Below are 11,804 nucleotides of genomic sequence, written 5' to 3'. Positions count from 1 at the left end.
GACGCCGGCCGCCCGCACCGAACGCGCCGACGCGCAACCGATCAGAGACCGAAGCTGCCCGGACCCCGTCTGCGCAGGTACTTCTCGAATTCGGCCGCGATGGCGTCGCCGTCGATCTTGGCCATCGCCTCGTTCACGTCGACCGCGGCGTCGCCGCGTTCCTCCAGCGAGCGCACGTACTCGCTGATCTCCTCGTCGCCCACGGTCATCTCGTTCACCGCGGTCTCCCAGTCCTCGGCCTGCTTGGGCAACTCACCCAGCGGCACCTCGATGTCGAGCACGTCCTCGACCCGGTGCAGCAGCGCGATGGTCGCCTTCGGATTCGGCGGCTGGGAGACATAGTGCGGAACGGCCGCCCAGAACGACACCGCCGGGACCCCCGCCTTCACGCACTGGTCCTGCAGCACGCCGGTGATCCCGGTCGGTCCCTCGTAGCGGGTCTGCTCCAGGCTGAACCGCTCGGCCGCTTCCTTGCTGTATGCCGAGCCGGTCACCGGTACCGGACGAGTGTGCGGAGTGTCCGCGAGCAGTGCGCCGAGAATGACCACGGTCTGCACCCCGAGTTGCTCGATGAACTCCAGCAGGTCGCCGCAGAAGCTGCGCCAGCGCATATTCGGTTCGATACCGCGTAGCAGCACCACGTCGCGGTCGCTGCCGGGCGGCGAGCACACCGACAACATCGTCGACGGCCACTGGATTTCCCTGGTCACACCGTCCACCTGACGCACCGTCGGCCGGTTGACCTGATAGTCGTAGTAGTCCTCGGAGTCGAGCTCGGCCAACGGCTCGGCGTCCCAGATCAGTTCCAGATGCTCGACGGCGCCGCTGGCCGCGTCACCGGCGTCGTTCCACCCCTCGAAGGCGGCGACCAGTACCGGATCCCGCAACGTCGGCAGTTCCGGATCGGGAGTTTCACTGGCGTTCACTCGGTCAGCCTACGGTGTGCGGCGATATGGCGTGTCGTAGAACGGCCGGACGGGGTGGCGTGTTCCGGAGCGCGGACGCGGCGGCTCCGGGCCGCGCGTGTGGTCCAGGACACCGAGCCTCCACGCCGTGGCCTGGATCGTCAGCCGCGCCCACTACGCTGGAACGCATGTCTGCGTCCGTCCCCGCCGAGTTCGACACCACGCTACTCGACACGCTGCGCCGCCGTGTCGTCATCGGCGACGGTGCGATGGGCACCATGCTGCAAGCTGCCGATCTGACCCTCGACGATTTCCGCGGGTTGGAGGGCTGTAACGAGATCCTCAACGACACCCGCCCCGAGGTCCTGCGCGGCATCCACCGCGCCTATTTCGAAGCGGGCGCCGACGCGGTGGAGACCAACACCTTCGGCTGCAACCTGCCCAACCTCGCCGACTACGACATCGCCGACCGGATCCGCGACCTCTCCGAGCGGGGAACCCGGCTGGCCCGTGAGGTCGCCGACGAGATGGGACCGTCTCCCGACGGTACGCCACGCTACGTGCTCGGCTCGATGGGGCCGGGCACCAAGCTGCCCACGCTCGGACACGCCCCGTTCGCCGCGCTGCGCGACGCCTACACCGAGGCCGCCCTCGGCATGCTGGACGGGGGCGCCGACGCCATCCTCATCGAGACCTGCCAGGACCTGCTGCAGGTCAAGGCGGCGGTGACCGGCAGCAAGCGTGCGATGGCGAAGCTGGGCCGCCGGATCCCGATCATCACGCACGTCACGGTGGAGACCACGGGCACGATGCTGGTCGGCAGCGAGATCGGCGCGGCGCTCACCGCGCTGGAGCCCCTCGGCATCGACATGATCGGCCTGAACTGCGCGACCGGCCCGGACGAGATGAGCGAGCACCTGCGCCACCTGTCCCGGCACGCGCAGGTGCCGGTCTCGGTGATGCCGAACGCCGGGCTGCCGGTGCTCGGCGCGGACGGGGCGGTCTACCCGCTCACCCCCGAGGAACTGGCGGTCGCGCTGCGCGGGTTCGTCACCGAGTTCGGCCTGGCCCTGGTCGGCGGCTGCTGCGGTACCACGCCCGAGCACATCCGCCAGGTCACCGCCGCGGTGCGCGAAGTCGAGCCGACCCTGCCGCCGATCGCGCAGCGGCGCGCGCCGGTGCACGAGCCGAGCGTGTCCAGCATGTACACCGCGGTGCCGTTCGAGCAGGACGCCTCGGTCCTGATGATCGGCGAACGCACGAACGCCAACGGCTCCAAGGCATTCCGTGAGGCCATGCTCGCCGGGGACTGGCAGAAGTGCTTGGACATCGCCAAGGACCAGACCCGTGACGGGGCACACATGCTCGACCTGTGCGTCGACTACGTCGGCCGGGACGGCACCCGCGACATGTCGGAGCTGGCGAGCAGGCTGGCCACCGCTTCGACGTTGCCGATCATGCTCGACTCCACCGAGGCCCCCGTACTGCGGGCCGGGCTGGAGCACCTCGGCGGGCGTTGCGCGGTCAACTCGGTGAACTACGAGGACGGCGCCGGTCCCGATTCGCGGTTCCAGCAGACCATGCGCCTGGTCGCCGAGCACGGCGCCGCCGTGGTCGCGCTGACCATCGACGAGGAGGGCCAGGCCCGCACCGCGGCGAAGAAGGTGGAGATCGCCGAGCGGCTGATCGCCGACATCACCGGCAACTGGGGGCTGTCGGAGAGCGACATCATCATCGACACGCTCACCTTCACCCTGGGCACCGGCCAGGAGGAGTCGCGCCGCGACGGGCTGGAGACCATCGAGGCCATCCGCGAGCTCAAGCGCCGGCATCCACGGGTGCAGACCACCTTGGGTCTGTCCAACATCTCCTTCGGCCTCAATCCGGCCGCCCGGCAGGTGCTCAACTCGGTCTTCATGCACGAATGCGTCCAAGCCGGTCTGGATTCGGCGATCGTGCACGCCTCCAAGATCCTGCCGATCAGCCGTATCCCGGAGGAGCAGCGCGAGGTCGCGCTGGATCTGGTGTACGACCGCCGTGCGGAGGGCTACGACCCGCTGCAGAAGCTGATGGCGCTGTTCGAAGGCGTGTCCACGTCCTCGTCGAAGGCGTCGCGGGCGGAGGAACTGGCCGCGCTGCCGTTGTTCGAGCGGCTGGAGCGGCGGATCGTCGACGGGGAACGCGCCGGGATGGAAGCCGACCTGGACGCGGCCATGACCGAGGTGCCGCCGCTGCAGATCATCAACGAGACCCTGCTGGCCGGGATGAAGACGGTCGGCGAGCTGTTCGGGTCCGGTCAGATGCAGCTGCCGTTCGTGCTGCAGTCCGCCGAGGTGATGAAGGCCGCCGTCGCGTACCTCGAGCCGCACATGGAGGCCACCGACGACAGTGGCAAGGGCCGCATCGTGCTGGCCACCGTGAAGGGCGACGTGCACGACATCGGCAAGAACCTGGTCGACATCATCCTGTCGAACAACGGCTACGAGGTGGTCAACCTCGGCATCAAGCAGCCGATCGCCACCATCCTGGACGCGGCGGTGGACAAGAAGGCCGACGTCATCGGCATGTCGGGCCTGCTGGTCAAGTCGACCGTGGTGATGAAGGAGAACCTCGAGGAGCTCAACGCCAAGGGTGTGGCCGAGCAGTTCCCGGTGCTGCTGGGCGGTGCGGCGCTCACCCGCTCCTACGTGGAGAACGACCTGACCGAGGTGTACGAGGGCGACGTGCACTATGCGCGCGACGCGTTCGAGGGCCTGCGGCTGATGGACGACATCATGACCCGCAAACGCGGTGGCGACCTCGACCCGGACAGCCCGGAAGCCATCGCCGAGCGGGAGAAGGCCGCCGAGCGCAAAGCGCGCCACGAGCGCTCCAAGCGAATCGCGGCGGAGCGCAGGGCGAACGAGGCGCCCGTCGTGGTGCCGGAGCGCTCCGACGTCGCGGCCGATCTGCTGGTGCCGGTGCCGCCCTTCTGGGGCACACGGGTGGTGAAAGGCCTCGCGCTGCACGAATATTCGGGCCTGCTCGACGAGCGGGCGTTGTTCCTGGGGCAGTGGGGCCTGCGTGGGCAGCGCGGTGGCGACGGTCCCGGCTACGAGGAACTGGTGGAGACCGAGGGCAGGCCGCGTCTGCGCGCCTGGCTGGACCGATTGAGCACCGAGGGTGTGTTGCAGCACGCCGCGGTGGTGTACGGCTACTTCCCCGCGGTGTCCGAAGGCGACGACGTCATCGTGCTCACCGAACCGGAACCCGATGCGCCGGAGCGGTACCGGTTCACCTTCCCGCGGCAGCAGCGCGACCGGTTCCTGTGCATCGCCGACTTCATCCGTTCGCGGGAGTACGCCCGCTCGACCGGTCAGGTGGACGTGCTTCCGTTCCAGCTGGTCACGATGGGTCAGCCGATCGCCGACTTCGCCAACGAGCTGTTCGCGGGTGACAGCTACCGCGATTACCTCGAGGTGCACGGCATCGGCGTCCAGCTCACCGAGGCGCTCGCCGAGTACTGGCACCGCCGCATCCGCGAGGAGCTCGTCCTCGACGGTCACGCGGTCGCCGACTCCGACCCGGCCGACGTGCTGGAGTACTTCAAGCTCGGCTATCGCGGCGCCCGCTACTCGTTCGGCTACGGCGCGTGCCCGGAGCTGGAGGACCGCGCCAAACTGGTCGACCTGCTCGAAGCCGATCGCATCGGCGTCGTGCTCTCCGAGGAGCTGCAGCTGCATCCGGAGCAGTCCACCGACGCCTTTGTCCTGCTGCATCCGGAGGCGAAGTACTTCAACGCGTAGCCGTTCGCCGATGCGGCGCGGCGCCGACGCCCGAGGGTCTCGGCGCCGCGCTGTCAGCGCGAACGCGGCTGCCCGATCGTCAGGCGCGAGGCTTTGGAAGCCGTATCGGTACGTCGCCTTTGCCGCAGGTCGGCATCGCTGCTTCCGGACGCTCTCGACCGGCCGATCGGTCTGCCGAGTGCCCGGGGCGCGCCATCTTCGTCTCGCGGATCGGGCGTAGGCGCGCGGAGTCCAGCGGACGTGAGCGCCTTTCTCGGCCTGTCCGTCCGTTCGTGGTCCGCAGCGGGCGTCGCGGCCGGACGGCGATCAGTGGTGGACTGTGAGCAATAGCGAGATGCTCTCGTGTGAAGGGCCTTTGCTACCTGCCCGGATGTCATGTCTCGCGTGCATCGGGGCGCTCGTCGGCGCGTCACAGTGGCGGGCGCGCGCGGTTTACCTGGGCGATCGTCCGTGCCCGCACCGGGAGGTGGCTGTGTGTCGGGTGGATGTGCCATTGTCGAAGGCGTTGTAACTGCATCCGGGGCAGTCGGCGGATGCGTTCGCGTCCCTGCTCAGTGGTGCAAAGCACCTCGGCGCGTACGCTTTCGGAATTCTTCCGGGCTTGCGTGTGGAGTGCGAGACGGCTAGGCGCGCAAGTAGGAAGAGGCACACCACGATGACGGCGGATCGATTGATCGCGGGACGTTACCGGCTCACGGATCCGATCGGCACCGGCGCCATGGGTGTGGTGTGGCGGGCCACCGACGTCCGGCTGCAGCGCACCGTCGCGGTCAAACAGGTGCTCCTCGGTCCCGGACTCACCGGATCGGCTGCGCTGGAGGCGAAACGGCGTGCCATGCGGGAGGGGCGGATCGCGGCGCGGCTGCACCACCCGAACGCCATCACCGTGTTCGACGTGGCCGAGGAAGACGGCCAGCCCTGGCTGGTCATGGAGTACCTGGACGCGCCGAGCCTGGCGACCAAGCTGTCGGGCAACCGGACGCTGCCGCCGCTGGAGGTCGCCCGGATCGGCGCGCAGGCGGCGAGCGCCTTGGCCGCGGCGCACGACGCGGGGATCATGCACCGGGACGTGAAGCCGGCGAATCTGCTGGTCGCCGACGACGGCACGGTCAAGATCACCGACTTCGGCATTTCCCGCGCGGTCGGCGACGTGACGGTCACGGCCACCGGGTTTCTCGCCGGGACGCCGGCCTACCTGTCGCCCGAGGTGGCGCGCGGCGAGGACCCGGAACCGGCTTCCGACGTCTTCGCTCTCGGTTCGACGTTGTACGCGGCGGTGCAGGGCGCTCCACCGTTCGGTGAGAGCGACAACCCGCTGGCCCTGCTGCACGCGGTGGCGCGGGGCGAAATCCCGCCGCCGGAGGCGGCCGGCTCGCTGGGGCCGGTGCTGATGTACCTGCTCGCCCCGGCCGTCGCCGACCGCCCGACCATGCGGGAGGCGAAAGCGGTCCTCGAAGCCGTCGCGGCGGGACGGGATCTGGAGCTGCCCGCATCGGTGACCAAGGTGATTGCCGCCCCCGCCGCCACGACGACCGTGCTGCCCGACCCCGCCGCTGCCGTATCGCCGGAGCAGTCGGACGACACCGGTGTCACCGCGGTCGTACCCGCCGCTGTGCCGGGTCCGGCCGTGCCGCAAGGAGTTACGTCACGGCCGGTGCCGAGGCTGGCCGGGGTGGCGGCGAGGTTGCGGAGTGTTCTGAGCGGCAGGCAGCGCCGCAGACTGATCGCCGTGGAAGTCGCCGCGGTGGTCGGGGTGCTGATCCTGGTCGGCATCATCGCGACGCTGGCCGGCGTGGACGGCGAGGGCGGCGCCGCGCCGACGTCGTCGGTCGAGCCTCCGGCCGCCGTGGCGCCCGAGAACACGCAGGCGCCAGCCGACGCGGCCGGAGCCGAGCCTCGACCGGCGCCGGTGCAAGCTCCCGCTCCCGCCCCGGCGCAAACATCCGCCTCCTCAGCGCCCGCGCCCACTTCTGGACCCGTGCCGGGGCCCGCGCCCACTTCAGCGGGTGCTCCGCTGCCCCCGCCTGCCCCGGGCACCACCCCTCCGGCGCAAACGACGAACCCCGCGCCGAGCACGACTCCGCCGCCCAGCACCACGCCTCAGCCCACGTCGAGCCCTGCCCCGACCACCACGGGCCCGGCCACCACCGCGACGACGACCCCGTCCGGTCCGCCGACACCCGACCGGATCGCCTCGTTCATCCAGGGCTACTACGGCATGCTGCCCACCAACGTGTCCGGCGCCTGGACGCAGCTGGCCCCCGGATACCAGGCCAAGACCGGCTACGACTCATACGTGAACTTCTGGGGCACGATTCGCTCGGTGAGCGTGGGCTCGGTTACGCAGAACGGCGCGAATCGGGCGGTCGTCGCGTTGACCTACACCTTGAAGAACGGCACGACGACTTCCGAGAGCCGCTGGATCGAGGTCGTCGGCGACAGTGCCAAGTTGCAGATCGCCGCATCGGGTACCTAGGGACACGGCCGAGCCTTGGCCTGCGCCATCGAGTAGCCCAGCCATCCGAGGGTGAGCAGGCTCGGCTGCGGAGCGGCTCCGTCCCGGCGGTACGGTTCGTGCGGCGGCCGGGTGATCTCGGAAGGTTCGCAACGGTGCCCGCGACATGGACGAGAGCTGGGAGAAGGACCGAAACGTGACAGCGCGACTGGCCGGAGTGCTCTGGGACATGGACGGCACGCTCCTCGACTCGGAGAAGCTCTGGGATGTCGCGGTGCGGGAACTGGCACGTGAGCACGGTCACGAGATGACCGATGCGATCCGGCACGCGCTGATCGGGGCGTCCGGCCCGAACGCGCTGCGGATCATGTTCACCGGCTTGGGTATCGAGCCCACGCCGGACTCGTTGCGTGCGGCGGGGGAGTTCCTGGAGCGGCGGGTGACCGAATTGATGACCGGCCCCATCCCGTGGCGGCCTGGTGCGAAGGATGCGCTGGCCATGGTACGCGCGGCGGGGCTGGCCAGCGCGCTCGTCACCAATACCAAGCGGTCGCTCACGGAGTTCGGTCTCGACACGCTGGGCCGGGACTTCTTCGATGTCTCGGTCTGCGGCGACGAGGTGGCGCACGGCAAGCCGGAGCCGGATGTCTACCTGCGCGCTGCCGAGCTGCTCGGGCTCGATCCGGAACAGTGTGTGGCGGTGGAGGATTCGCCGACCGGTACGCGTGCGGCGCAGGCCGCGGGCTGCGCGGTGGTGGTCGTCCCGTGCGAGATTCCCGTGCCGCACGCGCCAGGGCGGGTGTTCCGGGATTCGCTGATCGGGTTGACCGTCGCGGAACTCGAAAACGCTCTGCGCGTGCGGGGTTGAGCCATCCGGGTGGCCGGGTTGCGCGACATCGGCGCACCGGCCATGCCGAGAGTTACTGTGCCGCAACGGGTGTGCGTGCAGATGATAGGTGTGACCGTGATCACCGGCAATCTCGCCGAATCCCGGGCGTGTCGGCGACCGCTCCACCAAAATGACGCCATGGCAGCGTTGGGCGTCCTCGACGAGATCGTAGATACCGGACGGTATCCCCTGGCGGAGGCGGAAGGACCCGCGCTGCGGGAAGCGGTTCGGCGCGCCCGTGCGGAACTGGCCGACACCGGCTGCACCGTGCTGCGTGGCTTCATCCGCCCGGAACTGACCGACACGTTGCGGGCGCAGGGCGAGCTGATGGCCCCGCACGCGCACTACGAGGTCGAGCGGGTCAACGCCTACAACATTCCGCTGGACGCCGACCTGCCGGAGGACCATCCGGGCCGGATCGTGCTCGAGCGGGGCAACGCTTTCGTGCCCCGCGACCGCATCCCCGCCGACGCGCTGATCCACCGGCTCTACACCGACGAGCTGTTCCAGCGATTCGTCGCCGACTGCTTCGACCTGTCGGAATTGCACGAATTCGCCGATCCCCTGGCGGGACTGTGCCTGAACGTCGTCGCGCCGGGCATGTCGCACCCCTGGCATTTCGACACCAACGAATTCACCGTCTCGATGCTGACCCAGCCCGCCGAGGAGGGCGGCGTCTTCGAGTACTGCCCCAACATCCGCACACCCGAGGCGGAACACCTCGACGACGTCCGCGCCGTGCTCACCGGCACCGGCGAGCGATTCGTCCAGCGGCTCGAACTGCGTCCGGGCGACCTGCAGCTGTTCCAGGGTCGCTTCTCGTTGCACCGCGTCTCACCCGTCGACGGTGCGCGTCAGCGCCATTCGGCCATTTTCGCCTACACCGATCGTCCCGGGATGGTCGGCACGGTGGAGCGCACCCGGCAGTTGTTCGGCCGCGTGCTACCCGACCACCTAGCCGCCGCGGCCGACGCCGTCCGGGGCGATCGACTGCTCGACTGAGCCGAACGGCTCGACTGACCGAGCTCGACCCGAGAGGACCGACAGTGCCAGTGCCGTTAGACACCACCGGGAAAGCGTCTTTCGACGATATCTACGTCCGCCCCGATCCGCGCGCCTACTACGCGCGCATGTCCGAATTGGACTACCGCATTCCGGAACTGGCGAAACCCTTCTTCCAGCAACAGATTCGGGAATACCGCGCGTCCGCCCGGGTCGCCGTGCCGACCGTGCTCGACCTCGGCTGCTCCTACGGCGTGAACGCCGCGCTGCTGCGCCTCGACACCACGATCGGCGAGCTGGCCGAGCATTACGCGGCCGCCGACACCGATCGGGCCGGTCTGATCCGGCGCGACCGAGACCGCGTGGCGGGGCGGGCCGCGGTGGAGGACGTCCGCTTCCTCGGCATGGACGCCGCCCGCCCAGCCCTGGAGTACGCGCGGGAGGCCGGGCTCCTGCACGACGTCGTGCACGCCGACCTCGAGTCCGGCGAGCCGACCGACGAGCAGCGCGCCCTGCTCGCGACCGCCGATCTGGTCGTCTCCACCGGCTGCGTCGGGTACATCACCGAGAAAACCTTGACCCGAGTGGCCACCGCGCACCCGCGCAGGCGGCCGTGGATGGCACACTTCGTACTGCGCATGTTCGACTTCGCACCGATCGAGGCGGAACTCGCCGCGCTCGGCTACCGGACCGAGCACGCGCCGGGGTTGTACGAGCAACGCAGGTTCGCCTCCGCGGCCGAACAGGCGCAAGTGCTGAACACCCTGTCCGCCAACGGGATCGACACGACCGGCCGGGAAGACCAGGGCTGGCTGTATGCCAACCTGTACGTGTCGAGGCCGCTGCCGAAACATCACGCCGACACCGAGGACTCGCATTGACCGAACGCACCTTCGCCGCCGACGACCACCTTCCCCGGGTGCCCCTGCCGACGCTGGAGGACAGCTGTGGCCGGTTCCTGCAGTGGTGCGAGCCGCTGCTGACCGCCGACGAGATCGCCGCCACCCGGGCCGCGGTCGACGACCTGTTGCGACCCGACGGTCCGGGGCGCACGCTGCACGCGGCGCTCGCGGAGTACGACGCGACGCCCGGCGTCGGCAGCTGGCTCGACCTGTTCTGGCCGTCGCGATACCTGGGCAGGCGGGACCGGATCGCCCTGAACGCGAACTTCTTCTTCCTGTTCCGGGACGACACCCCACTGGCCGCCTCCACCGCCGCGACTCAGGTGGACCGGGCGGCGGGCATCATCTCCGCCGCCGTCGACTACAAGCTGGCCCTCGACCGGGAGGCCATCCCGCCGGTGACCCAGCGCGGGCAGCAGCTGTCCATGTGGCAGAACAAGTACCTGTTCTCCGAGACCAGGATTCCCGGCGTGGAGCAGGACACGGTCCGGGTCCCCTACAGCGCGGAATGGCCGGGTCACTCGCAGGCCCGGCACATCGTGGTGTTCTTCCACGGCAGCACGTTCCGGATGGACGTGGTCGGCCCGGACGGAGCGCCGTACTCGCCGGAGGATCTCGCCGACGGGCTGCGCGCGGTGCTGAAGGCGGGCGCCCGCCCGGCCCGCACCGACACCGCCGTCGGGCACCTCACCACCAAGGCCCGCGCGGAATGGGCCCAGAGCAGGCAGCGGCTGCTGGCCGAGCCCGCGAACGCCGCGGCGCTGGACACCATCGAGACCGCGCTGTTCGCCGTCTGCCTCGAGGACTTCGCCCCGCGCGACGAACTGCACGCCTGCGACGAGTTGCTGCACGGTGACAGCGCGAACCGGTGGTTCGACAAATCGGTGTCCTTCGTCGTCTTCGCCGACGGACAGGCGGGCATCAATGTCGAGCACTGCGGACTCGACGGCACCACCATCCTGTCGTTCGTGGACACCCTGCTGGAAACCTCGGTGCCGGAACACGCCGCCCACTCCGGCGCACAGGCGCAGGGACTGCCCGCGGTGGAGCCGGTCGAGTTCGTGCTCGACGAGGCGCAGCGCGGCGATATCGCCGCGGCGGCCGCCGCCTTCGCCCAGTACGCCGCGGCGAACGCCACCCAGACGGTGTCGTTCCCGGACTTCGGCACCGCCAGGGCCAAGCAGCTCGGCATCTCGCCGGACGCGTTCGCGCAGTTGAGCTACCAGCTGGCCCATCGGCGCAGCAAGGGGCTCACCGGCGCGACCTACGAGTCCATCGCGACCAGGCAGTACCGCAACGGCCGCACCGAGGCCATGCGGGTGATCACCCCGGAGATGATCGCCTTCGTGGACGCGATGCAGGACCAGGACGCGAGCGCCGAGGCGAAGCTCGCCGCGGCGCGGACGGCCGCGTCCGCGCACGTGGAGCGGGCCAAGCAGTGCCAGGCCGGTGACGCGCCCGAGCAGCACCTGTGGGAGCTGCAGTGGATCCAGCGCCGCCGCGGCGCGGAACTGGGCGTCATCGACCCGATCCCGCTCTACGACAGCCCCGGCTGGACGATCATGCGCGACGACTACCTGAGCACCAGCTCGGCGCCGTCGGTCAACATCCGCTACTTCGGTTTCGGCTCCACCAGTCCCCGCTGCATCGGCATCGCCTACGTCCTGCTGCCGGACCGCTGGAATCTCTACCTGGCCACTCCGAAACCGGTCGCCGACCAGATGCACGCGTTCGCCGACCACCTCTGCACGGCGGTCGCCGACCTGCAGGCGCTGCTCGCCGGGAACTAGCCGCTTTCCGCCCGGTTCCTCCGCCCCCGGTCAGGGGTGGAGGAACCGGGCGGTCGCCGTTACCGGCCATCGTGGG

At 69.7% G+C, this 11,804-nt stretch carries 7 protein-coding genes; 6 read left to right on the top strand and 1 reads right to left on the bottom strand.

Annotated features, from left to right (window positions below; all coding sequences use genetic code 11):
* Positions 1-41 precede the first annotated feature (41 nt).
* Positions 42-926: a PAC2 family protein gene (locus AB0L97_RS12770; protein WP_063018039.1), complete on the bottom strand. Its 885-nt coding sequence runs from the start codon at positions 924-926 to the stop codon at positions 42-44.
* 167 nt (positions 927-1,093) lie between these two features.
* Between AB0L97_RS12770 and metH the strand changes: the two genes are divergently transcribed.
* From metH to AB0L97_RS12740, 6 genes are all read left to right on the top strand, one after another.
* Complete coding sequence (gene metH / locus AB0L97_RS12765; protein WP_364428372.1) at positions 1,094-4,690, top strand: methionine synthase; 3,597 nt, start codon at positions 1,094-1,096, stop codon at positions 4,688-4,690.
* A gap of 655 nt (positions 4,691-5,345) precedes the next feature.
* Positions 5,346-7,166, top strand: a complete 1,821-nt coding sequence (locus tag AB0L97_RS12760; protein WP_364428369.1) for a protein kinase — start codon at positions 5,346-5,348, stop codon at positions 7,164-7,166.
* Between the two features lie 145 nt (positions 7,167-7,311).
* Complete coding sequence (locus tag AB0L97_RS12755) at positions 7,312-8,013, top strand: HAD family phosphatase (protein WP_364428366.1); 702 nt, start codon at positions 7,312-7,314, stop codon at positions 8,011-8,013.
* A gap of 159 nt (positions 8,014-8,172) precedes the next feature.
* On the top strand, positions 8,173-9,036 hold the full coding sequence (locus AB0L97_RS12750; protein ID WP_364428363.1) for an arpA protein: 864 nt from the start codon (positions 8,173-8,175) through the stop codon (positions 9,034-9,036).
* A 44-nt stretch (positions 9,037-9,080) separates the two neighbouring features.
* On the top strand, positions 9,081-9,917 hold the full coding sequence (locus AB0L97_RS12745) for a class I SAM-dependent methyltransferase (protein ID WP_364428360.1): 837 nt from the start codon (positions 9,081-9,083) through the stop codon (positions 9,915-9,917).
* Entirely contained in the window at positions 9,914-11,728 is a 1,815-nt protein-coding gene (locus AB0L97_RS12740) for a choline/carnitine O-acyltransferase (protein WP_364428357.1), read from the top strand. The genes AB0L97_RS12745 and AB0L97_RS12740 overlap by 4 nt, the downstream gene beginning before the upstream one ends.
* Positions 11,729-11,804: the final 76 nt, after the last annotated feature.

This window comes from Nocardia sp. NPDC051911, from assembly GCF_040681035.1.
In the GTDB taxonomy this organism is placed as follows: Bacteria; Actinomycetota; Actinomycetes; order Mycobacteriales; family Mycobacteriaceae; genus Nocardia; species Nocardia sichangensis.
This window is presented reverse-complemented; position numbering and strand designations above follow the sequence as displayed.

What these genes read in the sequence shown, in the direction of transcription:
- metH (WP_364428372.1), top strand. Translation starts at nt 1,094, where the DNA reads ATGTCTGCGTCCGTCCCCGCCGAGTTCGACACCACGCTACTCGACACG.
- AB0L97_RS12760 (WP_364428369.1), top strand. Translation starts at nt 5,346, where the DNA reads ATGACGGCGGATCGATTGATCGCGGGACGTTACCGGCTCACGGATCCG.
- AB0L97_RS12750 (WP_364428363.1), top strand. Translation starts at nt 8,173, where the DNA reads ATGGCAGCGTTGGGCGTCCTCGACGAGATCGTAGATACCGGACGGTAT.
- AB0L97_RS12755 (WP_364428366.1), top strand. Translation starts at nt 7,312, where the DNA reads ATGGACGAGAGCTGGGAGAAGGACCGAAACGTGACAGCGCGACTGGCC.